Origin of the sequence: Sphingomonas carotinifaciens, assembly GCF_009789535.1 — a bacterium.
Lineage (GTDB): Bacteria > Pseudomonadota > Alphaproteobacteria > Sphingomonadales > Sphingomonadaceae > Sphingomonas > Sphingomonas carotinifaciens.
The window spans coordinates 2,449,560-2,471,404 of the sequence record NZ_WSUT01000005.1 but is presented as its reverse complement, the minus strand read 5'-3'; the positions used below and the strand labels follow the sequence as shown (position 1 = coordinate 2,471,404).

Genomic DNA, 21,845 nt, shown 5'->3' with positions numbered 1-21,845 from the left:
GCCGCGGCGAATTCACGGCCATGGCCGTGACAACGCCGTTGATGCTGATGGGTTGCACGGTGGCGCCGCTGTCGACGCTGGACCCGGCGGGGCCGCATGCCGGCAGCATAGCGCGGCTATGGTGGGTGATGCTGGCGGGGGCGGGCATCCTCTCCGCGCTGGTCTTCGTGTTGCTGGCACTGTCCTTCCGGCGGCGGGCGACGCCCGGCAGAGCGAAAGCGGGGGTGTGGATCGGCGCACTGGGGCTGGCGATGCCGGTGGCGGTTTTGGGCGCGCTGCTGATCTACGCCCTGTTGGCGGGGGTGGCGACGTTGCCGACCCCGGCCGCCGACACGGTGCGGATCGCCGCGGAGTCCCGCCGCTATGGCTGGCGCTTCACGACGACCTCCGGACGCGCGAGCGAGGGGGTGTTGCATATGCCTGCCGGCCGACCGGTCGATCTGGCGATCACCTCCGTCGATGTTATCCACAGCCTGTGGATACCGCGTCTGGCAGGCAAGATGGATGCGATACCGGGGCACACCAATGTGCTGCGGGTGCGCGCCGACCGGCGAGGTACCTATCGGGGCGAATGTGCCGAATATTGCGGGATCGGGCACAAGGATCACGGCTTCACCGTCATCGCCCATGATGCGGCCGGCTGGGCGGCGTGGGTCGGCGGCGGCACGGCGGGGAACATGGGAGGCGAACGGTGAGGGCGCTGCGGCTGCACAGGACGCTTGACGCCATCTGGCGGACCGAGCCGGGGTGGCGGGGCTGGCTCCGTTCGGTGAACCATTCCGATATCGGCAAGCGCTTCATCATCGCCGCCTTCACCTTCTTTGCGATCGGCGGCGTCCTGGCGATGCTGATCCGCGCGCAACTGGCGACGCCGAACAGCGCGTTCGTGGGGCCGGCCGTCTACAACCAGATATTCACGATGCACGGCAGCATCATGATGTTCCTGTTCGCCATCCCGATGTTCGAGGGGCTGGCGATGTACATCCTGCCCAAGATGCTGGGCGCGCGCGACCTGGCTTTTCCCCGTCTCTCGTCGCTTGGCTGGTGGTGCTATCTGTTCGGCGGCACCATCATCGTCGGATCAATGCTGGCGGGTGTGGCGCCCGATGCGGGCTGGTTCCTGTACCCGCCCTTGTCGGGCAAGCAGTGGACGCCGGGGATCAATTCCGACGTCTGGTTGCTCGGCATCACCTTTGTCGAGGTGTCGGCGATGTGCGCGGCCATCGAGATCGCGGTGTCGATCCTGAAGCTGCGCGCCGGCGACATGCGGCTGGACCGGATGCCGATCCTTGCCTGGTATCTGCTGGCGACGGCGGGGATGATGATCTTCGGCTTTCCGCCGCTGATCCTGGGATCGATCCTGCTGGAGGTGGAGCGGGCGTTCGGCTGGCCCTTCTACACCGCTGCGCTGGGCGGCGATCCGCTGTTGTGGCAGCACCTGTTCTGGCTGTTCGGCCATCCGGAAGTCTATATCATCTTCCTGCCGGCGGCGGGTGCGGTGTCGACGATATTGCCGGTGATGGCGCGGACCCGGCTGCTCGGATACGGTGCGATCGTCGCTGCGGTACTGGCGCTGGCCTTTCTCAGCTTCGGACTGTGGGTGCACCACATGTTCACCACCGGCATCCCGCACATGGCACTGGGCTTCTTTTCGGCCGCCTCGACGCTGGTCGCGATCCCGACGGCGGTTCAGATCTTTGCGTGGCTCGGCACGTTGTGGAACGGCCGGCCGGAGATGAAGCTGCCGATGCTGTACCTGATCGGCTTCTTCATCGTGTTCGTGCTGGGCGGCCTCACCGGCGTGATGCTGGCGGTGGTGCCGTTCGACACACAGGCCCATGATACCGCCTTCGTCACGGCGCATCTGCATTATGTGCTGGTCGGCGGGTTCGTGTTTCCGATGCTGGCGGCGGCCTATTACTGGCTGCCGCACTTTACCGGACGAGGCCGCGTGATGCGGATTGGCGAGGCGGCGTTCTGGCTGATCTTCGTCGGGTTCAACCTGACCTTTTTCGGAATGCACCTGACCGGGCTGCTGGGCATGCCGCGGCGGATCGACACCTATTCGGAAGAGATGGGCTGGACGGCGCTCAACCTGATCTCCTCGGTCGGTGGTTTCGTGCAGGCGTTCGGCTTCGCGCTGTTCCTGATCGATGTCGTGCTGAAAACACGGCTGGGGCAGCGCGTGCGGCGGGATCCGTGGAATGCGGACACGCTGGAATGGGCGATGCCGATCCCGGCGCCATCCTACAACTTTGCCAGTCTGGCGCGGGTCTCCAGCCGCGAGCCGCGCGACGACGTGCCCGATCTTGCCGTGCGGCTGGCGCGCGGCGATGGGCTGCTAGCGAGCGCCGAGAGCGGCCGGCGCGAGACACTGGCGGTGGACATGACGACGGGCACCCCGGAGCATGTCGCGATCCTGCCGGGTAACAGCTGGCTGCCGATTGCGACGGCGGCGACACTGGGCGGGTTTTTCCTGCTGATGCTCGCGGGATTATATCCGTTCGCCCCGCTCTTCCTGATCGGGACGGCATGGCTGGTCTGGCGCTGGGCGTGGAGCAATGGCTCGCGCGCGGACATCGGGGCGATCGATGCCGGTGACGGCCTGCGCCTGCCGACCAGTTTCGAAGCACAGGGCACGACGGGGTGGTGGGGCAGCATCTTTGCGCTGTCGGCCAGTGCGACGCTCTTCGCCTCGTTGCTGTTTGGCTACGCGTTTCTGTGGACGGTCGCGCCCAACTGGCCGCCGCCGGAATTGACCCAGGCGGCGACGATCGAACCCGTTCTGGCGATACTGGGTGCAGCACTGGCGACCTTGGCGGTACGCGTGCGGCGCGCGACGCTGGCCGCAGCGGGGCAGGGGGCGATCCTGCTTGCCCTGGCGGCCCTGATCGCGCTGCGCATGCCGTCGCCGTCGTCGCATGCCTATGCCGCGACGAGCGCTGCGGTGGCGGCATACGGGATCTTCCACGCCGGCGTCGCCATGCTGATGTGGCTGTTCATCCGAGCCAGGAGCCGGGCAGGCTTCCACTCGCCGGCGCGCGATGCCGAGCCCAGGATCGCGACGCTGTGGAGCGACCATGCCGCGGGCGCAGGTGCGTTTGCCGCCATGTTGCTGGTGATCCCGGGATGGCTGGCATGATCGCGCTGCTGCGCATGAGTGCCGGGTTGATCGGATGGGCGATCGCGTTCTGCCTGTTGTATGCGCTGCACGGCATCGGCTGTGCATCAGGCTGGGCAACCACGCCGGTAATGGGCGCCAGCCTGCACCGCGTGGTTCTGCTGGCGGCGTGGATCGGCAGCGTCGCGGCGACGCTGGCATTGGCGCTCCGGTGGCGCGAACCCGGCCCGGCACTGACCGACCGGGCGGCGGCGGTGCTGGCGTGGGTGGGATGCGCCGCGACGGTGGCCGGGGGCCTGCCGATCCTGCTGGTACCCGATTGTTTGTGATGAGGACGAGACCCCATATGATGCATCGCATTGCCCTGGGTGCCGCAGCGCTGCTGTTTACGGCACCGGCAGAGGCACAGATGTTCGTCGATGTGTTCGCCGGTCGGTCCCTGCCCGAGGCGCAGCCGGCGACGATCACCGCGAACGAGGCGCGGGTGAACGACACCGTCGTGCCGGCGCAGTTGCGGGTCGACGTGCGACGCCTGAACCCCAGCAACTCCACGATCTTCGGTGCGCGCGTCGGCTTCTGGTCCGGCGCGGTCGGGGTGGCGGTGGATGCCTCCACGCTCGACCCCGACATCCGGCAGCAGACGGTACGCGCGACGGCCAATCTACGCTTTGACGAGACGGTCTTCGGCGAACGGGTGGTGATCGACCCCGGTCGCGATGTCACGGTGGACGTGCCGCATCTCGGGGTGCCGACGACGGCAACCTTTGCGCTGCTTGCCATGGCGCGCCTGCCGCGGGACAGAGGGGTGCAGCCCTATGCGTTTGCCGGGCCCGCCTATCTGATCACCGACAGCGACCTTTCCGGCGATTGGGGGCTGCGGGCCGGTGGCGGTTTGCGGTTACCCCTGTCCGGTCGTTTCTCGCTGTTCGGCGAATATCGCTACACGCAGGTCGATGCGTCTGCGGTGGCGGGTCGGATCAGCGGCAGCGTGCAGGGCGTGATCGCCGACAGCGGCGCCATCACCGTATCCACCCGGTTGCGCAACCATGCCGGCGTCGGCGGGCTGAGTATCCGCTTGTGACCCAATTCCGTCTCCAGGAAGCCGCAGCATGACCGACAAGGCCGCTTCGAAACCGCGCGTCGCCCTCGCTTTGCAGGGCGGCGGCGCACACGGTGCCTATACCCGTGGCGTGATCGAGCGGCTGCTGGAAGCCGATATCGAAATCGTTTCCGTCAGCGGTGCCAGCGCCGGTGCGCTGAACGGGGCGGCCTTGGTCGCTGGCCTTGCCGAAGATGGTCCGGCTGGCGCCAGGGCAGCGCTGGAGCGCTTATGGCGTCAGGTCAGTCGTGAGTCGCCGCTGCGCGTGTTCGACATGGCATCCTTCCTGCTCCCCTTTGCCGAGCCGTGGCTGACACGTGGGCTGGAGTGGAGCAAGCTGACCAGCCGCTACATGGCGCCGTTTGTGCCGGGGCTGCGCGACATGTCCGCGCTGCGCCGGGTGGTGGGGGCAAGTATCGACCTCACGCAGTTAACCCGTCCCGGTGCGATCCCGCTGCACGTATCGGCGACGCGGGTGAGCGATGGGCAGGCACGGCTGTTCGCCGGCGCGGAGGTCACGCTCGATGCGCTGATGGCATCGGCCTGCCTGCCCGATCTGTTTGCGGCGGTTCGCATCGACGGGAACGAGTATTGGGATGGCGGATTTTCCGCCAATCCGGCGCTGGAGCCGCTGATCTTTGCCGATGACGGTGCAACCGACCTGCTGGTCGTGCAGGTGACGCCCTTTGCGGTGGAGGATGCGGGCGATACGCTCCCCGCCACGATCCGGCGGGTCAGCGACATCAGCTTCAATGCCTGCCTGATGCGTGATCTGAAGGCGCTGGTGCAGGTGCAGCAACTGGCGCGCGCACACGACCTGACTGACGGCAAGGTCGGGCGATTGGCGGCGATGCACCTGCACCTGATGACGCCGGCGCCCGGCCTTGCCACACGCGGCGCGGCGAGCAAGCTCGACACACGCGCCTCAGCCCTCCAGGAATTGCGCGTCATGGGCCATGCGCAAGCCGATGCATGGCTAGAAGGGACAGGCTTCGGCCCGGACGAAGCGCTGCGCCATGTGACGGAGGTGGTGGCTTGATGGGACGCGTCCAACGTGCGACGCAGGATGGATGGTCGGGGAGACAGGATTCGAACCTGCGACATCCTGCTCCCAAAGCAGGCGCGCTACCAGACTGCGCCACTCCCCGACGCGGTGGACAGGCGACTAGGACGGCCGGGCGTTCAGCGCAAGCCTTATGAACCAGAAAGCGTGCCGCACACGTTAAATCGCTCGCGTCTGCCACAGATATCGGCAATTCCTATTTGCCGCTGCGCCGCAGCATCACCATGTGCAGTGCACCAATTCAGAAAGGGAAAAGCCATGTCTCTCATCGGCACCAGCATCAAACCGTTCACCGCTCAGGCGTATCGCGAGGGCAAGTTCCTGACCGTTACCGACGTGGACGTGAAGGGGAAGTGGGCCGTGTTCTTCTTCTACCCGGCGGACTTCACCTTCGTGTGCCCGACCGAGCTGGAAGACCTGGCCGACAATTACGACACGTTCCAGAAGATGGGCGTGGAGATTTATTCTGTGTCGACCGACACGCATTTCAGCCACAAGGCCTGGCATGACACCTCGCCTGCGATCGGCAAGATCAATTTCACCATGATCGGTGATCCCTCGGGCGTCGTGACCAACAACTTCGAAGTCATGCGTGCAGGCCAGGGCCTGGCGGATCGCGGCACCTTTGTCGTGGATCCCGAGGGCGTCATCCAGCTCGTCGAGATCACGTCGGAAGGCGTCGGTCGCAACGCGATGGAACTGCTCCGCAAGGTCAAGGCCGCGCAGTACATTGCCGCGCATCCGGGCGAAGTCTGCCCGGCAAAGTGGGAAGAGGGCGAAGAAACGCTCGCTCCCTCGCTCGACCTCGTCGGCAAGATCTGAGTCGACCTGCGCGGGGCCGGCATTGTCGCCGGCCCCGCGCCACCATTCCGTTTACCCCCAGGACCCTGCACATGCTCGACGCGAACCTGAAGACCCAGCTGAAGACCTATCTTGCGAATATCGTCCGGCCGATCGAGTTGGTGGCGTCGTTGGATGGGTCGGGGAAGTCGCGGGAGTTGGAGGCGTTGCTGGGAGAGATCGCGGCGCTGTCCGATGCGGTGTCCTATGTACGGGACGACGGAGAGGCGCGGCGGCCGTCCTTCCTGATCCGGCGGGTCGGCACCGATGTGTCTGTGCGCTTTGCCGGAATTCCGATGGGGCATGAGTTTACCTCGCTGGTCCTGGCGCTGCTTCAGGTCGGTGGGCATCCCTCGAAGCTGGCGCAGGAGGTGATCGAGCAGGTCCAGGCGCTGGACGGCGACTTTGCATTCGAATCCTATTTTTCGCTGTCGTGCCAGAACTGCCCCGATGTGGTGCAGGCGCTGAACCTGATGAGCGTGCTGAACCCGCGCATCCGCCACGTCGCGATCGAGGGCGGGCTGTTCCAGGACGAGGTGACCGCGCGCCAGATCATGTCGGTGCCCGCGATCTTCCTGAACGGCGAGCCGTTCGGTCAGGGCCGGATGAACGTCGAGCAGATCCTGGCCAAGCTGGACACGGGCAGCAGCGCGCGGGCCGCGGAGAAGATCAGCGCCAAGGCGCCGTTCGACGTGCTGGTCGTGGGCGGCGGCCCCGCCGGCGCCTCGGCCGCGATCTATGCGGCGCGCAAGGGCATCCGCACCGCAATTGCCGCGGAGCGGGTCGGCGGGCAGGTGCTGGACACCATGTCGATCGAGAACTTCATCTCCGTGCCGCATACCGAGGGACCGCGTCTGGCGGGTGATCTGGAGCGGCACGTGGCCGAATACGGCGTCGACGTGATGAACCTGCAGCGGGCCGAGACGCTGATCCCTGCAACCGAGGAAGGCGGCCTGCACGAGGTACGGCTGCAGAGCGGCGCGTCGCTGAAGGCGCGGACGGTGATCCTGGCGACGGGTGCGCGCTGGCGGCAGATGAACGTGCCCGGCGAGGACGCGTATCGCAACAAGGGCGTGACCTATTGCCCGCACTGCGACGGGCCGCTGTTCAAGGGCAAGCGCGTAGCGGTGATCGGCGGCGGCAATTCGGGTGTCGAGGCGGCGATCGATCTGGCCGGTGTCGTGGCGCATGTGACGCTGATCGAATATGCCAGCGACCTGCGCGCCGATGCCGTGTTGCAGCGCAAGCTGGCGAGCCTGCCCAACGTGAAGGTCATCACCTCCGCACTGACCACCGAGGTGACCGGCGACGGCACGCGGGTGACGGGACTGACCTACAAGGATCGCAATCACGACAGCGTCCACCAGATCGAACTGGAGGGCATCTTCGTCCAGATCGGCCTGGTGCCTAACACCGAATGGCTGCGCGATACGGTTGCGCTGACCCCGCACGGCGAGATCGAGGTCGACCACCGCGGCGAGACGTCGCGGCCCGGCATCTTCGGCGCGGGCGACGTGACGACGGTGCCGTACAAGCAGATCGTGATCGCGGTGGGCGAGGGGTCGAAGGCGTCCCTGTCGGCGTTCGATTATCTGATCCGCCTGCCGGCCGATGCGCCGGTGGAGGCGATCGCGGCCTGAGCCCGAGCACCAGCGGGTAAGAGCCCGTTTGAAACCTCGCCAACGGGCGATTTTCGAGGCGGCTCCGGCCCGCTTCCCCGTCCGGCCACCCACAGAGTATCCTTGACGGGTGGCCGGGAGGGGGAGCGGGTCGGAGCCGCAAAACGTGGCCGCTGCACGTTTTCAAACAGCCTCTAAGCGCTTGGCGTCGGGGCTTCGTTTCGGTACCCGCTGCGTCCATGATCCTGATCCAGCGGACGGGCTGGCGGGCCGCGGGCCCGCGCATCGCACTCAACGGCTTCCAGGCGCTACGCCGCGCCTGGTGGCGGATGACGACGCCCGAGACGCGGGGCAGCCGGGGCATCTGCCTGACGCCCGACGGGCGCCTGATCCTGGTGAAGCACAGTTACAAGCGTGGCTGGTATCTGCCCGGCGGCGCCATCGATGCGGGCGAGGACGCGCTCACCGCGCTTCTGCGCGAATTGCGCGAGGAAATCGGGATGGTCCGTCACGGCGCCGCGCGGCACCTTTACGACGTCCGGCACAATCCCGACCACAAGCGCGACCATCAGGCCGTGTTTCTGGTGGAAGATGTCGTGATCGAACCGCGGCTGTCGCTGGAGATCGAGGCGATCGGCGCCTTTTTGCCGGATGCGCTGCCCGGCGACCTGCACCCGGCCACCCGTTACCGGGTGGAGCGGTGGAGGACGGGCAGGACCGAGGGTTCGGCACCGGTGCCGAGCGAGTGAAGATGGTCGCCCGCCGGGTGGGCCACGGTCCCGCACCGGGCCGCATAGCGCGTCGCCACCACCTGCACGCATCGATGAACCAGCCCCATGGCGGCGAAGCACATGAGGCCGTAAACCAGGTAGGAATAGCGCGGGATCGGCTGGACCAGGGCATAGGGCAGGGCGGTCGCCAGCACGAACACGCCGATCGGCGTCAGCCGGAACCGACGCGAGAGCGCATCGAACAGCAACGCCGCAAAGCCGATCAGGTTGATTAGCGACAGGATGATCGGGCGCGCGTCGGCGCGGTGATTGTCGCCCGATTGCCAGACCTGCGGAAAGAAGAACGCCGCATAATGGCGCAGGGCCAGCCGCGCGAAGGCCATCGGGTGGTCGGTCACCCACCTCCATGCCGCGTGTCCGAGCATGCGCGAATAGGCGACCTCGCCCCCCGCCGCCCGGAGCCGCGCGCGTGCGGCGACGCTGCGATAGGGGTGGATCCGGGCGTAGTTGCCTTCATAGGCCACGCTGGAGGGGCGCCCGCTGCCCACCGCCGGGTCGATGCCGAGGGCGAATTCCAGCCCGAAATTGTCCCGTAACAGGATGGGCGTACCCATGGCATGGGCATTGCGCATCGCCCAGGGCGTGACCATCAGCGCGAGTGCGATTGCCGCCGAGCCACCGAGAAGCACCACCCGGCGCCGCGGCAGGCGCGGTATCGCGGTCATGATCCAGGCCGCGACGATACCAAGCCCTGCCGGTGGGCTGACGAAGAAGGTGAATGCTGCGAGTGCCCCCGCGCCGATCGTTCGTGCGGGCGAGAGGACTTCGCCATTTCGCACGCGTCCGATTGCCAGCAGCCCGCAACAGCTCAGCACCACCGCAAGCGCTCCTTCCCAGAAGCGGAAGTCGATGAGCTCCTCCTTGGCGAAGATCGGAACGAGGCAGAAGAAGGCAAGGCCGACGTGCCGTGCAGCCGGCGGTGACCCCAGCCGGGCATAGACACGGTCGATCAGCAGCAGACCGACCGCGAACTGGACTAGCGCGCCGATCAGAAGCACGGTCAACGCGGCCGACGAATGCGCGCCGAACAGGAAAAGGACGCCGGACACGAGCAGCGGCATCACCGGCATCAGATGTGCGGTCTGGCCCATGCCCGGAAACGCATCGGCAAAGCCGCCCCCGGTGGCGAGGCTGATCGCCACCCGCGTCGCTTCGCCCGCCTCGACCATGATCATCGGACCGCGACCATGATAGATCATGACCAGGCGAATCAGGACGCCCAGGCACAGCAACCATGGCGTGAGCCCGAAATTATCGTTTGCCGCCCGATGCTTGCTACGCGGCCGCTCCCCGGTGGGACCGGCGCCTCCCCAAAGTCTCATAACGTGGGTTAGCGAATCGCGGGGTGGGAGGGAATGGGGGTGGTGGGCCCGGCAGGACTCGAACCCGCAACCTAGCCGTTATGAGCGGCCAGCTCTAACCATTGAGCTACAGGCCCCCGCCGCGTCCGTAGCGCGGGGCAGGGCAGTCCCGCAACCGGGGAAACGGTGCCCGCACATGAAAAAAGGCGCTCCGAATGTGGGAGCGCCTTTTTCCGTAACAGCAGAATCGCGTCGGGCCGATCGGCCCGATGCGGCATTACTGCATGTTGTCGGCCTTCGCCTCAGCCGCGTCACGGACGTTGTCCGCGGTCGCGTTCATGTTGTCTGCGGCGTTCTCCAGAACGGCAGCTTCCGAAGCGTTGGCGGTGTTGTCAGCCAGCGCGTCGATGTTGTCGGCCTGCATTTCCATGTTGTCGGCCAGCATGTCTGCGTTGTTCTCAACAGCAGCAGCTTCCGGCGACTTGTTGCAGGCGGCCACGGACATCAGGCCGGCGGCAGCGAGAACAAAGGCGATCTTCTTCATTCGAATGCTCCCAAGCATAAGCAATCATCGCGGCCGACCCGATTGCCGTCGCGAAGCGGCTCAAATACCGCACGCTTCCCCCCGGTCAATCCGCAAAATTCACCTCTCAGCAAGGTTCGCGACGAACCGAGGGTGCCACATCGGATCATTGCAACTGGTTAACGCGGCGATTTGACACTGCCGATTTCTTCCGGCGCGTTGGCCACCACGGCCAGCATCGCGGTCCAGGCGGCGACGTTCTGGCGCAGCGCCTGGGGATCGATCCGGTCAATGGTGTCGTCGGGCGTATGGTGGGTGTCGAAATATTGCTGGCCCGACTGGTTGAGGTCGATGCCCGCCACGCCCAGCCGCAGCGTCGGCCCAATATCGGTGCCGTCACCGGCCACACCGGGGCCGCGCACGATGCCGAGCGGGGCAAGGGCGGTCTGCAACCGATCGCCGACGGCGCGGGCGCTGTCCGGCAGGTTCACCTCGAACCGCCAGATGCGATCGGCGCCGAAATCGCTTTCCGATGCCGTGGCATGGCGATCCTGCGCATGGGCCTTGGCATATTCGGCGCCGCCGAAGCCGCCGACCTCCTCGGCCCCGAACCAGACGACGCGGATGGTGCGGCGCGGACGGCCGGCATCCATGATCCGCTTGGCGGCGGCGGCGGTGATCGCGATGCCGCTGGCGTCGTCGATCGCCCCGGTGCCGAGGTCCCAGCTGTCGAGATGGCCGCCGACAAGGACGATGCCGGCGTTCGGATCGGTGCCGGGCACCTCGGCAATGACGTTGCCCGACTCGCGCACGCCGGTGCGCCGCGGCGTCAGGACCAGCTTCATGCGCATCGGCTTGCCGCGCGCGGCGATGCGTTCCAGCTGCTCGGCATCGGGCACCGACAGGGCGGCGGCGGGGATCGGCTTCACCCCTTCGGGAAAGGTGGTGGTGCCGGTATGCGGGAAGCGGTGATGATCGGTGCCGATCGAGCGGATGACGATCGCCACCGCGCCCTTCTGCGCCGCGACCGCGGGGCCGACGAAGCGGGCCGGACCGAAGGCGCCGTAGCTCGATCCATCCTGCGTCGGCTGCATCGCATTGCCGACATAGGCGATGCGCCCGGCAAGGCTGCCGGCGGGTGCGGCGAGCAGATCGTTATAGGTTGGAAAGACGACGACCTCCGCCGTGATACCGCCCGCCGGGGTCGCGCCCGAATTGCCGAGCGCGGCCAGCGTCAGCTTCTGGGGAAAGGGGGCGAGGATCTCGGCGGTCTCGGCCCCGCGTTCCCATACCGGCATCCGGTACGGCTCGATATGCACGTTCTGGAAGCCCATCGCCTTCAGCTTGGCGACCGACCAGGTGCGTGCGCGCGCCTCCGCCTCGGTGCCGGCCATGCGCTGCCCGACCTCGGTCGTCAGCCCCTCGACAATGTCCCACGCGCTGTTGTCGGCCAGCGCCGCATCGCGCAGTGCCGCCACGGCGGGATCGACCGGGGGCGGCGCAACCTGTTGCGCGAGAAGGGGAGAGGCGAGGGCGGAGGCGGCAAGGGCCGCGGCGATGAAGCGCGTCGTCATGGCAGCAAGGGTTACGTAGTCGCAGCCGGTTTGCCAACGGGGCGCCCACTCATTACATGGCGATCCGATTTCCCGATACTCATTCCCAAGCACGGAGCACGCGCGCCAGATGGCCGTCCAGTACACCTACGTCATGAAGGGTCTGACCAAGACCTTCCCGGGCGCGAACAAGCCCGTTCTCAACAACATCCACCTGCAGTTCATCCCCGGCGCCAAGATCGCGATCATCGGCCCGAACGGCGCCGGCAAGTCGACGCTGATGAAGGTGATGGCGGGGATGGACCCGGACTTCACCGGAGAGGCCTGGGCGGCGGAGGGCGTCCGCGTCGGCTATCTGGCGCAGGAGCCGCAGCTCGACCCGTCCAAGGACGTGATGGGCAACGTCAAGGACGGCGTGCGCCCGGTGGCGGACCTGATCGACCGGTTCAACGCGATCTCGGCCGAAATGGGCGATCCGCAGGACGACACCGATTTCGATGCGCTGATGGAGGAGATGGGCGAGCTTCAGGCCAAGATCGACGCGATCGATGGCTGGTCGCTCGACAGCCAGCTCGAACAGGCGATGGAGGCCTTGCGCTGCCCGCCGGGCGATGCGGAGGTGACGCGGCTGTCGGGTGGCGAGAAGCGCCGCGTGGCGCTGTGCAAGCTGCTGCTGGAAAAGCCGGACATCCTGCTGCTCGACGAGCCGACCAACCACCTGGACGCCGAAAGCGTGTCGTGGCTGGAGAATTATCTCAAGGAATATACCGGCAACGTCATTCTCGTGACGCACGACCGCTACTTCCTCGACAATGTCGTGAACTGGGTGCTCGAACTCGATCGCGGCCGCTACTACACCTACGAATCCAACTATTCGGGCTATCTGGAAAAGAAGGCCAAGCGGCTGGAGCAGGAGGAGCGCGACGAGGCCGGCCGCCAGCGCGCGATCGCCGACGAACTGGCCTGGATGCGCCAGACCCCCAAGGCGCGCCAGACCAAGTCCAAGGCGCGTATCCGGGCGTTCGACGAGCTGATGGAAAAGCAGGAGAACCGCGTCGCCGGCAAGGCGCAGATCCTGATCCAGCTGCCCGAGCGCCTGGGCGGCAAGGTGATCGAGGCCAAGGGGCTGACCAAGTCCTATGGCGACAAGCTGTTGTTCGAAAATCTCGACTTCATGCTGCCGCCGGGCGGCATCGTCGGCGTGATCGGGCCCAACGGCGCGGGCAAGTCGACGCTGTTCAAGCTGATCACCGGTCAGGAACAGCCCGATGGCGGCACGATCGAGATCGGCTCGACGGTGAAGCTCGGCTATGTCGACCAGAGCCGCGACCATCTCGATCCCGACAAGAATGTTTGGCAGGAAATCTCCGACGAACTGGAGGTCTTCCGCTTCGGCAAGCAGGAACTGGGCACGCGCGCCTATGTCGGCGCGTTCAACTTCCGCGGCCCCGACCAGCAGAAGAAGGTCGGCCAGCTGTCGGGCGGTGAGCGCAACCGCGTCCACATGGCCAAGATGCTGAAGGAGGGCGGCAACGTCCTGCTGCTCGACGAGCCGACCAACGACCTCGACGTGGAAACGCTGCGCGCGCTGGAAGAGGCGCTGGAGACCTTTGCGGGCTGCGCGGTGGTCATCAGCCACGACCGCTTCTTCCTCGATCGCCTGTGCACGCACATCCTGGCGTTCGAGGGCGACAGCCATGTCGAGTGGTTCGAGGGCAATTACGAGTCGTACGAGGAAGACAAGCGCCGCCGCCTGGGCGACGCCGCCGATCGCCCGACGCGTCTTGCCTACAAGAAGCTGACGCGCTGAGGTAAGGGGAAACGGGCGGTCGTTCCCGCCCGTTTCCGGTTCAGGCGGGGCAGCGCATCCGGGTGGCCGGCGCGCTCCAGCGGATCGCGTTGGCGATCAGGCGGCGGTAATTGGCATCGTCATACGCCTCAGGCGTGTGGCCGAGCGCCGAATAGACGATGCGGCCGCGACCGAGCATGCGCGTCCAGACGATCGGGTGGTCCGCGCCCATCGCCAGCTTGTCGGACGGGCGATAGCTGGTCTCGTCCAGCGTCGCGAGTACCGTGGTGCCGGCCGCCCGGGCCGGGCTGGCAAAGGAATACCATTCGTCGCGCGGGTTCCAGGGCAGCGTGACGCCGGCCATCACCGGATGGTCCGGGCGCTCGATGCGGATCGCGGCGGGCTGGATATGATCCTCGCCACCGGGATGGCCGATGAACTTCGCGCCGATCATCTCGCGCTGGTAGAGCGGCCAGCCTTCGCTGCTGTTGTCGCCGGCCGCGTGCAGCGCGACCACGCCGCCGCCGGCCTTCACCCAGTCGGCAAAGGCCTGGCGCTGGACGGGGGTGAACAGGTCGCCGGTGCTGCTGTTGAGGATGATGACCGAGAAGCGCGAAAGATCGCGCGGATTGAAGACGGCGGCGTTCTCGGTGGAGAAGCTGGGCGCGCAGCCCTGCGCGAGGTCGGCGATCACCGCATTCGAATGGGGCAGATGCTCGATATGGCGCCAGCTGTTGGTCTTGGAGAAGATCAATATGCCACCGCGCTTCACCGCTGCGGGGATCGGTGGCGCGACACTGTCCATGACCGGCGCCGGGCGGTGCGGATCGGTGGGCGTTTGCCCCATCAGCAGGGCGAGCGGCGCCAGCGCGAGGAGGCGGCGCATCATGGATGCGTGTTTCCGGGCAATGTGGCCGCGATCCGCCTGTGCATGGCATCCATCTCCTTATGCTGGTTTTTCAGCATGATGGATGGTGTCACGGCCGGCGTCCAGCGTGCAGATGCGCACGGCGGCGTCCCCGCGGCGCATATCGCCCAAATCACAACGGTTTAAATTCCACCAGCCGATGCCTATTCTCCTGCAACAGCAAAAGGGGAGCAAGACTGCACGCATGGCCGTGATCGAGCAATCGCCCGGCGGGGACACCGCCACGGGCACCGGAGAACTGCATTACCGCCTGCGCCAACAGTCCGTGCTTGCCGATTTCGGGATCGAGGCGCTGCGTGCGCGCGACCTGGAGCCGATGCTGCAACGCGCCACCGAGCTATGTGCGCAAGGCATGCGCTCGAAATATTGCAAGTTCCTGGAATATCGCCCCGACCGGGAAACGCTGTTGGTGCGCACCGGCGTGGGGTGGGCGCCGGGCGTCGTCGGATCGACCGAGATGCGCACCGATCTGGGATCGCCCGCGGGCTTCGCGCTGCAGACCGGGCAGGGCGTCATCTCCAACCACCTGGAGAATGAGGAACGGTTTCGCACGCCAGAGTTCATGGCCGCGCACAATATCCGCCGCGCGATCAACGTGCTGGTCGAGGCGTCCGGCCGCCGCTTCGGCGTGCTGGAGGTGGACAGCCCCGACGAGGGCAATTTCGAGGAAGCCGACCTGGCCTTCATGCAGGGCTTCGCCAACCTGATCGGGGTTGCGATCGAACGGCAGGAGGCGGAGCGCCGACTGGCCGAGGCGGTGGAACATCAGCAATTGCTGACGCGGGAGGCCAGCCACCGGGTCAAGAACAGCCTGTCGCTGGTGTCCGCGATGCTGAACCTCCAGATGCACGAGGATGAGGATCCCCGCGTCGCGCGCCTGCTGGGCGATGCGCAGGCGCGGATTACCGCCATCGCGCAGGCGCACGACCGGCTGTGGCGCGGCGAGAAGGTGGGCATCGTCGCGCTGGACGATCTGGCATGCGGCATCCTGGAACAGCTGTCCGAACAGTCGCCGGCGCACGATATCTCCTGCGACATCGAGCATCTGGAGATCAGTGCCGATACCGCCATTCCGATCGGCCTGATGCTGACCGAACTCGTCACCAACGCGATCAAATATGCCTATGGCGAGGACGGCGGCCCGATCGCGGTACGGCTGGCGGCGCGGGATGCACGCATTGTGATGACGGTGACGGACGAGGGTGCGGGATTGCCGGACGGCTTCGACGTCAAGGCGGCATCGCGCAAGAGCCTGGGGATGCGGATGATCGTCAGCCTGGCGCGCCAGTTGCGCGGCCGGGTGACGATCGAGAATTGCGCGCGGGGCGCCTGTGCCACGCTCGACATGCCCGATCCGCGCTGTGCCGATCAGATGACCGATCCCGCCGCCTGAGGGCGGCCACGCGTCGTGGTAGCCGGCGATCCCTCAATGGGTAATCCCCTGTTTGAAAGGGGTAAATCCGCTATCTTCGATCACTAACCCCCATACCCAGTGTCTGTCCGGGTGCCGAAGCCTTAGCGATGGATTGTAAATTCCATGAACTGAGGGGGGGGAGCATGGGGGCGAAAGCGTCCTTGTCGGCGATGTGTCTGCTGTGGGCGGCGGCAGCGGCGGCGCCGTCCTCCGCGCAGGATCTGGTGTACCAGCCGGTCAATCCCAGCTTTGGCGGCAATCCCTTCAACTCGGATCATCTGCTCGGGCTGGCCACGGCGCAGAACAAATATACCGATCCGGCCGCCGCCCGCGCCAATGCGACACAGGCCAATAACTTCGCGCAACAATTGCAGTCCCGGCTGTTGTCGGCCCTGTCGTCGCAGGTGGTCGAGGCCATCTTCGGCGAGAACCCGCAGGAGCAGGGGACGATCAAGTTCGGCGGGCAGACCGTGGAGTTCTTCCGCAGCCTGGACGAGGTGACGCTGACGATCACGGATGACGCGACCGGCGGGATCACCACGATCGTCATCCCGACCTTTATCACGGCAAACTGACCGATGCGGCCCCGGGCCCTGCTCGTGATGGCGCCGCTTCTGGGTGGCTGCACGATGCTGAACACGGCGGACCGTTCGCTGCCCTCGACCGCGCAGCAGGCGATCATCCCCGCCAAGACGACCACGCAGCGGATGTTGAACGATATCGCGCCGCCGCCGCGGCCGATCGCGATCGCGGTGTATGGCTTCACCGACCAGACCGGACAGTTCAAGCCGAGCGAGGTCGGCCAGACGCTGTCGCGTGCGGTCAGCCAGGGTGGCGGATCGATCCTCGTCAAGGCGCTGCACGATGCCGGCAACCGGCGGTGGTTCACCGTGGTCGAGCGCGAGCAGCTGAAGAACCTGCTCAGCGAGCGGCAGATCATCCGGGAAATGCGCGAACGCTATCTGGGCGAAAGCGCGATCAATGCCGATGCGCTGCCGTCGCTGCTGTTCGCCGGCGTCCTGCTCGAAGGGGGCGTCATCGGCTATGACAGCAACACGGTGACGGGGGGCGCGGGTGCGGCCTTTCTGGGCCTGGGTGCCCGCACCGAATATCGGCAGGACACGGTGACCGTGTACCTGCGCGCGGTATCGGTACGCACCGGCGAGGTGCTGGCCAGCGTCTCGTCGTCAAAGACCATCGCGTCGCGGGCGATCAGCGCGAGCACCTTCAAGTTCGTCGCCTTCAAGGAACTGCTGGAGGCGGAACTGGGCATCACCAGCAACGAGCCGGACCAGCTCGCCTTGCAACAGGCGATCGAAAAGGCGGTGTTCGGCCTGATCATGGAAGGCATCGACCTGAAGCTGTGGGCCTTTGCCTCACCAGACGCAGGTGCCGAGCAGCTCGATCGCTATCACCGCGAACGCGACGGCGGCTACTCGCCGCAGCAGGTGCAGGCCGCCATCGACGGCGCCGCGCGGCTGCCGCCGTTGCAGGTGCATCGCAAGGCATCGCTCGACCCCATCCCGCCTCCACCCGCCGTTCGCAGCACGCTTTGACCGTTCCTTGAGGGAGACCGCGCATGAAGACCCTGATGATTGCATCGACATCCGCGCTTGCATTGTTGGCCGTGCCGGCCTTGGCACAATCGAGCGCGATCATCGACCAGACGGGCGCGGGAAGCTCCGGCAGCGTGGCGATGGTCGACCAGACCGCGACCGCCGCGGCGGCCGATGTGACGATCATTCAGGTCGGTCGCGGCCATCAGGCCACCGTCACGCAGAAAAGCGATGGCCCAACCGTGGGCGATCGTCGCGATACCGCCTATATTCAGCAGGGGTCCTTCGGTGCCCGCGCGACGATCGATCAGCATACGGCGGCGGGCGCAGCGGGTTCGCATGCCACCATCATGCATGGCGGAACGTCCCAGGCCACGACCGCGCAATATGGCGGTGGTCACGACAGCGTCATCAGTCAGCGCGTTGGCCAGGCGACAGCCGATGTCATGCAGACCGGCGGCGGCCAGGTCGGGAACGTGTCGCAGATCGCTCAATTCGGCCGATCGGTAAGTGCCACCGTGGCGCAGGACGGGCAGAACAACCATAGCGAGGTCACGCAGACCGGCGACACCCAGGTCGCGGTGGTGGACCAGGGCGGCCATTATAACCAGTCCACGATCAACCAGAGCGGCAGCGGCAATTCGGCCTTCGTCACCCAGCGGATCACCAACGTCGCCGTCGTCGATCAGCAGGGCAAGGACGGCATCGCCTATATCGACCAGAATGGCGGCGGCGGTTCGGTAAGGCTGCTCCAGACGGCGGCGTCGGAAGGCTCGGTGGCGGATGTGGGGCAGTCGGTCGCGGGCGGCTCGGTCGATCTGGAGCAACGGGGCGCGGGAACGGTAACGGTCCGGCAAAGCGGCCTGTCGGTCGGCCTGTCCGTGCTGCAGCAGGAGGCCAGCAGCGCCACGGTGGTGCAGGGGGGCCGCATCAGCCGTCTGGCGATCCAGCAGTTCGACGGATCGGCAGGCGCCCGGGCCGATGTCGATCAGGGCACGCGCAACGGCGAAATACTGGTGCAGCAGAAGACCGCCGCGCAAGCGGACGTCCTTCAGACCGGCACCAGCGGCTATATCTTCGTGAACCAGGGCAGGGGCGCGGAGGGATCGTCGGCCGGCGTGGTACAGCAGGGCGACAATAATTCGCTGGTGCTGCACCAGCGCGCCTGGCCCGAGGGAGCCGCGACCGGTCCGGCTGGCTCGGTCGCCACCATCCAGCAGATCGGCGACGGCAACAGCGCGCTCGCCTTTCAACATGGCACCGGGGCGCAATATGCCACCCTGGAGCAGACGGGCACCGCCAATCGTCTGAGCACCTGGCAGGGCGGCCGGGGAAACCAGCAGGTCACGCTGCGTCAGGGCGGCAGCGACAATTTCGCGCAGACGGCGCAAGGGGGAAGGCCTGCGGACGGCGCAACACCGCTGGACCCGGTCGCATTCGAGGATGCGGCATCGCGAAACCTGGTCATCGCGCTGGAGCAGCCGGGGAACGGCAACACCGCCGTCCTGACCCAGACCGGACGCGACAACCTGATCGATGGGCGACAGTCCGGGAACGGCAATGCGGCGGTGGTCACGCAGTTCGGCAACGTCCTGTCGGTCGAGTTCGATCAGTCCGGTAACAACAACCGGATCGACCTGACGCAGGACAGCATGTTCAACAAGGCCAGCATCTACCAGCTCACCGACGACAATGTCACGAACATTACGCAGAGCGGGTTCAGCAACACGGCCGTCGTTCGTCAGTAACGGGAGGTACGGTGATGACAGGACCGGCATCGCTTCTGTTGCTGATCGTCGGGCAGGTGGCCGCCCCCGCGCCATCATCGGCGCAGCAAAGTGTGCAGATCGATCAGGTGGGCGATGCCGCTGTTACGGCGACCCACCGAGGCGGATCGCGTGGGGCCGTGCGCATCGATCAGGACGGTGATCGCAATATGGCGGACGTCGCCCAGATGATCGCGCCACCGGCTTATCGGCCCGACGACACCGCCGAAGCGTCGGTTGCGATCTACCAAAGGGGTAGCGGGAACGCCGCATCGGTCCGTCAGTTCGGTATGCAGGGCCTGATGAACGAGGCGATCCTGTCGCAGGACGGATCGGGCAACATCATGCGACTGGAGCAGTCCGGTGCCGGCAACCGGGCGGAACTGGAGCAGACGGGCGATGGAAACGCCATGGACGCGCGACAGATCGGTGACGGCAATGTCCTGCGCTGGGCGCAGACAGGCAGTGGCCTGCCCGATCTCGGCATCACCCAGACCGGCGGCCAGACCATGGCGATCAGCCAGACCGGGCCGGGACGCTAGCATTGCCGCACTGCTGGCGATCTTCCTGATTGTCGGCACAGCACCGGCGGCCGCGCGCCAGCAGGTCGACGCAAGGGTGTCGACACCGGCACAAAAGACGGGGGTGGAACAGATCGGTTCCGCCAGAGCCAGTCGTGCCGCGACGACCGCCTATATACCGCAGGTTTCGCAGACCCGGTCGATGTCGCAAAAGGGCATTCCCGCTGCCGCCCCGATTGGTGGACGCGATCGGTGCGATCCGTCCGTCCACGCTCCGACGCCTCGGGATATGCTCTGCCGCCCGGACGTGCAGGTATCCCGGCACCCCGCCGAACCCTCCTCGCCGAAGACGCGTCGAGCCTCTTCGCTGGTGGATACCCTTGCCAACGAGACGGGGCGTTCCTCCGGAAATATTGACGAGACGGCGGGCGCCATCGCCATTTTGGGCTTTCCGACCGGGGGCAACCCGCCTGCCCGGCGCTGACGCGCGGCGTCGAACGTCGTCGCAGGGGCTTGTCACGGTCACCGCAATCGTCAAAGTCGAGACATGACCGATCCCATGCTCCACGCCATCACCGCCGTCGTGCGCCGCGCGCCCGAATGGGTGCGGCACGACCTGATGGCCAAGGACGCCGGTACCCGGGAACGTGCCGAGGACGCACTCGCTGCGATGATCGCCGCCGCGTTGCAGGCACAGCCATAGGTCGGCCCGAGGGGCATCGCGGCATTCACGTATACGCGCCGGTGCGATGGTCAAGCGCCATATGGCCGGTTAGGATCGCGGCGGAGAAAAGAAGTTGATGCTACCGTCGTATTATCCCAGCGGGCACACCCGCGCCTTCATCCGCATCCTCATGCCATCCGCGTGCTTCGCCCTTATCTGCCTCACCGGCAGTCCGACGCACGCGATCGACTATGCTGCCCGCGATGTCGGGGACTGGACGGTTGCGGCCAGCAAGGATGGTCAGGGCTGTTTCCTGACCCGTACCTATGACCGCGCCGGCGACACGACCCTGCTGCTCGGCCTGGACGCGGACGGCGCCAACCACCTGTCGGTGCTGAACGCGAACTGGTCGATCAAGCCGAAGGACCGGCTGAAGCTGGATTTCCGGCTGTCGAACGGCGGCTATGCGAAGCATGCCGCCATCGGACTGCGATCGGATGGCAAGCAAGGCTTCGTCACCAGCTTCGAGGCCAAGTTCCCGGCCTATTTCGCCAGATCGAACGAATTGCATATCGCGCGCGGTGACGTGCCGGTTGAGCGATTGAACCTTGCCGGCAGCGGCGCGGCGGTCGCCGAGTTGCGCCGCTGCGTCGCGGCGCAGCGACTGGAGGCGAAAGCGGCCAAGGCCCGCAAGCCGCGCGGCGATGATATTCCGGAGGACCCGTTTGCCCCCTCTGCGCCACGCCGGTCAAAGAAATAGCTGCATCATCGCCCACGCAATATGCGACGGATCGCCCTGCTGCCGCGCCTTGTGGATGCGCATATTCCATTCGGCACGCGCCGTGCACGGTCGAACAGAAACCGGATTGTGGAACCCTTCCGGCTCAGCTTGATTGTTGCAGTTAGTTAACGAGTGGAAGATGTATGTCTGCTTTTGCGTCAAAATCCCTGTTGGCCGTGGTGACATTGGCCGGTGCCGTCGGCCTCAGCGGCTGCGCCACGAAATCCTATGTCCGCGAACAGATCGCGCCGGTCAGCCAGCGCGTCGATACGCTGGAAGCGCGACTGCAGGAAACCGATGGCACGGCCAAGGCGGCGCTTGCGGAAGCGCAGGCCGCATCCGGCCAGGCGCAGAACAACGCGCAGCGGCTTGACCAGCTCAATGGTCGCGTCGACGGCGTCGATCAGCGTCTGACGGCGCAGGAGCAGCGTCCGGCCAGGCGTCCGCGCCATTGATCGTGCCGATCGGCACGTCATAAAGATTGTTGTTGTTACGGATCGGCCGACCCTTGCGGGA

At 66.3% G+C, this 21,845-nt stretch carries 21 protein-coding genes and 2 tRNA genes; 17 read left to right on the top strand and 6 right to left on the bottom strand.

Annotated features, from left to right (window positions below; genetic code table 11):
- Nucleotides 1–20 precede the first annotated feature (20 nt).
- Genes GQR91_RS13630 through GQR91_RS13610 form a run of 5 tightly spaced genes read left to right on the top strand, consistent with a single transcriptional unit; the run spans nt 21 to nt 5,259 of the window.
- Nucleotides 21–695 (top strand): cytochrome c oxidase subunit II, encoded by a 675-nt coding sequence (locus GQR91_RS13630; protein ID WP_211368612.1) that lies wholly within the window; start codon nt 21–23, stop codon nt 693–695.
- A complete protein-coding gene (gene ctaD / locus GQR91_RS13625; protein ID WP_149682865.1) occupies nt 692–3,142 on the top strand; it encodes a cytochrome c oxidase subunit I in 2,451 nt (816 codons plus the stop codon). The genes GQR91_RS13630 and ctaD overlap by 4 nt, the downstream gene beginning before the upstream one ends.
- Nucleotides 3,139–3,450: a hypothetical protein gene (locus tag GQR91_RS13620; protein WP_112384119.1), complete on the top strand. Its 312-nt coding sequence runs from the start codon at nt 3,139–3,141 to the stop codon at nt 3,448–3,450. The genes ctaD and GQR91_RS13620 overlap by 4 nt, the downstream gene beginning before the upstream one ends.
- A 17-nt stretch (nt 3,451–3,467) precedes the next feature.
- Nucleotides 3,468–4,202 (top strand): porin family protein, encoded by a 735-nt coding sequence (locus GQR91_RS13615; protein WP_149682866.1) that lies wholly within the window; start codon nt 3,468–3,470, stop codon nt 4,200–4,202.
- A 28-nt stretch (nt 4,203–4,230) separates the two neighbouring features.
- Complete coding sequence (locus GQR91_RS13610) at nt 4,231–5,259, top strand: patatin-like phospholipase family protein (RefSeq protein ID WP_149682867.1); 1,029 nt, start codon at nt 4,231–4,233, stop codon at nt 5,257–5,259.
- A gap of 32 nt (nt 5,260–5,291) precedes the next feature.
- Here the strand turns inward: GQR91_RS13610 and GQR91_RS13605 are convergent.
- Nucleotides 5,292–5,368, bottom strand: a tRNA-Pro gene (locus tag GQR91_RS13605).
- Between the two features lie 173 nt (nt 5,369–5,541).
- Here GQR91_RS13605 and ahpC point away from each other — a divergent pair.
- The 3 genes from ahpC to GQR91_RS13590 all read left to right on the top strand — a co-directional run bounded on the left by ahpC (nt 5,542) and on the right by GQR91_RS13590 (nt 8,491).
- Nucleotides 5,542–6,105 carry an alkyl hydroperoxide reductase subunit C gene (gene ahpC, locus GQR91_RS13600; protein ID WP_149682868.1) on the top strand — a complete coding sequence of 188 codons (564 nt, stop codon included), beginning with the start codon at nt 5,542–5,544 and terminating at the stop codon, nt 6,103–6,105.
- Nucleotides 6,106–6,176: 71 nt separating this feature from the next.
- Nucleotides 6,177–7,763, top strand: a complete 1,587-nt coding sequence (gene ahpF, locus GQR91_RS13595) for an alkyl hydroperoxide reductase subunit F (protein ID WP_149682869.1) — start codon at nt 6,177–6,179, stop codon at nt 7,761–7,763.
- 218 nt (nt 7,764–7,981) lie between these two features.
- Nucleotides 7,982–8,491 carry an NUDIX domain-containing protein gene (locus GQR91_RS13590; protein ID WP_149682870.1) on the top strand — a complete coding sequence of 170 codons (510 nt, stop codon included), beginning with the start codon at nt 7,982–7,984 and terminating at the stop codon, nt 8,489–8,491.
- Here GQR91_RS13590 and GQR91_RS13585 read toward each other — a convergent pair.
- From GQR91_RS13585 to GQR91_RS13570, 4 genes are all read right to left on the bottom strand, one after another.
- Nucleotides 8,428–9,732, bottom strand: a complete 1,305-nt coding sequence (locus tag GQR91_RS13585) for a hypothetical protein (RefSeq protein WP_149682871.1) — start codon at nt 9,730–9,732, stop codon at nt 8,428–8,430. The genes GQR91_RS13590 and GQR91_RS13585 overlap by 64 nt on opposite strands.
- Before the next feature lie 163 nt (nt 9,733–9,895).
- Nucleotides 9,896–9,971 (bottom strand) — tRNA-Ile (locus GQR91_RS13580).
- 140 nt (nt 9,972–10,111) lie between these two features.
- Nucleotides 10,112–10,378: a hypothetical protein gene (locus GQR91_RS13575; protein ID WP_112383313.1), complete on the bottom strand. Its 267-nt coding sequence runs from the start codon at nt 10,376–10,378 to the stop codon at nt 10,112–10,114.
- Between the two features lie 158 nt (nt 10,379–10,536).
- Complete coding sequence (locus GQR91_RS13570) at nt 10,537–11,931, bottom strand: M20/M25/M40 family metallo-hydrolase (RefSeq protein ID WP_149682872.1); 1,395 nt, start codon at nt 11,929–11,931, stop codon at nt 10,537–10,539.
- Nucleotides 11,932–12,040: 109 nt separating this feature from the next.
- Here GQR91_RS13570 and ettA point away from each other — a divergent pair, with 109 nt between their 5' ends.
- On the top strand, nt 12,041–13,720 hold the full coding sequence (gene ettA, locus GQR91_RS13565) for an energy-dependent translational throttle protein EttA (protein WP_149682873.1): 1,680 nt from the start codon (nt 12,041–12,043) through the stop codon (nt 13,718–13,720).
- Between the two features lie 40 nt (nt 13,721–13,760).
- Here the strand turns inward: ettA and GQR91_RS13560 are convergent, their stop codons facing one another.
- Nucleotides 13,761–14,588, bottom strand: a complete 828-nt coding sequence (locus tag GQR91_RS13560) for a ThuA domain-containing protein (protein ID WP_149682874.1) — start codon at nt 14,586–14,588, stop codon at nt 13,761–13,763.
- 223 nt (nt 14,589–14,811) lie between these two features.
- On the opposite strand from GQR91_RS13560, the gene GQR91_RS13555 reads away from it, so the two are divergent.
- The 8 genes from GQR91_RS13555 to GQR91_RS13525 all read left to right on the top strand — a co-directional run bounded on the left by GQR91_RS13555 (nt 14,812) and on the right by GQR91_RS13525 (nt 21,784).
- Nucleotides 14,812–16,020 carry a sensor histidine kinase gene (locus GQR91_RS13555; RefSeq protein WP_149682875.1) on the top strand — a complete coding sequence of 403 codons (1,209 nt, stop codon included), beginning with the start codon at nt 14,812–14,814 and terminating at the stop codon, nt 16,018–16,020.
- Nucleotides 16,021–16,184: 164 nt separating this feature from the next.
- Nucleotides 16,185–16,616 carry a curli assembly protein CsgF gene (locus GQR91_RS13550; RefSeq protein WP_235904092.1) on the top strand — a complete coding sequence of 144 codons (432 nt, stop codon included), beginning with the start codon at nt 16,185–16,187 and terminating at the stop codon, nt 16,614–16,616.
- A 3-nt stretch (nt 16,617–16,619) separates the two neighbouring features.
- On the top strand, nt 16,620–17,597 hold the full coding sequence (locus GQR91_RS13545; RefSeq protein ID WP_149682876.1) for a CsgG/HfaB family protein: 978 nt from the start codon (nt 16,620–16,622) through the stop codon (nt 17,595–17,597).
- Between the two features lie 23 nt (nt 17,598–17,620).
- Nucleotides 17,621–19,345: a hypothetical protein gene (locus tag GQR91_RS13540; protein WP_149682877.1), complete on the top strand. Its 1,725-nt coding sequence runs from the start codon at nt 17,621–17,623 to the stop codon at nt 19,343–19,345.
- A 14-nt stretch (nt 19,346–19,359) separates the two neighbouring features.
- A complete protein-coding gene (locus GQR91_RS13535) occupies nt 19,360–19,905 on the top strand; it encodes a hypothetical protein (protein ID WP_149682878.1) in 546 nt (181 codons plus the stop codon).
- A 526-nt stretch (nt 19,906–20,431) separates the two neighbouring features.
- Nucleotides 20,432–20,587, top strand: coding sequence for a DUF6771 family protein (locus tag GQR91_RS19155; protein WP_162844010.1), 156 nt, complete (start codon nt 20,432–20,434; stop codon nt 20,585–20,587).
- A gap of 97 nt (nt 20,588–20,684) precedes the next feature.
- Nucleotides 20,685–21,308: a hypothetical protein gene (locus GQR91_RS13530; protein WP_235904093.1), complete on the top strand. Its 624-nt coding sequence runs from the start codon at nt 20,685–20,687 to the stop codon at nt 21,306–21,308.
- A 164-nt stretch (nt 21,309–21,472) separates the two neighbouring features.
- Nucleotides 21,473–21,784: a hypothetical protein gene (locus GQR91_RS13525; protein WP_149682879.1), complete on the top strand. Its 312-nt coding sequence runs from the start codon at nt 21,473–21,475 to the stop codon at nt 21,782–21,784.
- Nucleotides 21,785–21,845: the final 61 nt, after the last annotated feature.

Excerpts from the sequence above, each read along its gene's own strand:
- GQR91_RS13630 (WP_211368612.1), top strand. The coding sequence starts at position 21 with ATGGCCGTGACAACGCCGTTGATGCTGATGGGTTGCACGGTGGCGCCG.
- GQR91_RS13620 (WP_112384119.1), top strand. The coding sequence starts at position 3,139 with ATGATCGCGCTGCTGCGCATGAGTGCCGGGTTGATCGGATGGGCGATC.
- GQR91_RS13615 (WP_149682866.1), top strand. The coding sequence starts at position 3,468 with ATGATGCATCGCATTGCCCTGGGTGCCGCAGCGCTGCTGTTTACGGCA.
- GQR91_RS13610 (WP_149682867.1), top strand. The coding sequence starts at position 4,231 with ATGACCGACAAGGCCGCTTCGAAACCGCGCGTCGCCCTCGCTTTGCAG.
- ahpC (WP_149682868.1), top strand. The coding sequence starts at position 5,542 with ATGTCTCTCATCGGCACCAGCATCAAACCGTTCACCGCTCAGGCGTAT.
- ahpF (WP_149682869.1), top strand. The coding sequence starts at position 6,177 with ATGCTCGACGCGAACCTGAAGACCCAGCTGAAGACCTATCTTGCGAAT.
- GQR91_RS13590 (WP_149682870.1), top strand. The coding sequence starts at position 7,982 with ATGATCCTGATCCAGCGGACGGGCTGGCGGGCCGCGGGCCCGCGCATC.
- GQR91_RS13585 (WP_149682871.1), bottom strand. The coding sequence starts at position 9,732 with ATGATCTATCATGGTCGCGGTCCGATGATCATGGTCGAGGCGGGCGAA.
- GQR91_RS13575 (WP_112383313.1), bottom strand. The coding sequence starts at position 10,378 with ATGAAGAAGATCGCCTTTGTTCTCGCTGCCGCCGGCCTGATGTCCGTG.
- GQR91_RS13570 (WP_149682872.1), bottom strand. The coding sequence starts at position 11,931 with ATGACGACGCGCTTCATCGCCGCGGCCCTTGCCGCCTCCGCCCTCGCC.
- ettA (WP_149682873.1), top strand. The coding sequence starts at position 12,041 with ATGGCCGTCCAGTACACCTACGTCATGAAGGGTCTGACCAAGACCTTC.
- GQR91_RS13560 (WP_149682874.1), bottom strand. The coding sequence starts at position 14,588 with ATGATGCGCCGCCTCCTCGCGCTGGCGCCGCTCGCCCTGCTGATGGGG.
- GQR91_RS13555 (WP_149682875.1), top strand. The coding sequence starts at position 14,812 with ATGGCCGTGATCGAGCAATCGCCCGGCGGGGACACCGCCACGGGCACC.
- GQR91_RS13550 (WP_235904092.1), top strand. The coding sequence starts at position 16,185 with ATGGGGGCGAAAGCGTCCTTGTCGGCGATGTGTCTGCTGTGGGCGGCG.
- GQR91_RS13545 (WP_149682876.1), top strand. The coding sequence starts at position 16,620 with ATGCGGCCCCGGGCCCTGCTCGTGATGGCGCCGCTTCTGGGTGGCTGC.
- GQR91_RS13540 (WP_149682877.1), top strand. The coding sequence starts at position 17,621 with ATGAAGACCCTGATGATTGCATCGACATCCGCGCTTGCATTGTTGGCC.
- GQR91_RS13535 (WP_149682878.1), top strand. The coding sequence starts at position 19,360 with ATGACAGGACCGGCATCGCTTCTGTTGCTGATCGTCGGGCAGGTGGCC.
- GQR91_RS19155 (WP_162844010.1), top strand. The coding sequence starts at position 20,432 with ATGACCGATCCCATGCTCCACGCCATCACCGCCGTCGTGCGCCGCGCG.
- GQR91_RS13530 (WP_235904093.1), top strand. The coding sequence starts at position 20,685 with ATGCTACCGTCGTATTATCCCAGCGGGCACACCCGCGCCTTCATCCGC.
- GQR91_RS13525 (WP_149682879.1), top strand. The coding sequence starts at position 21,473 with ATGTCTGCTTTTGCGTCAAAATCCCTGTTGGCCGTGGTGACATTGGCC.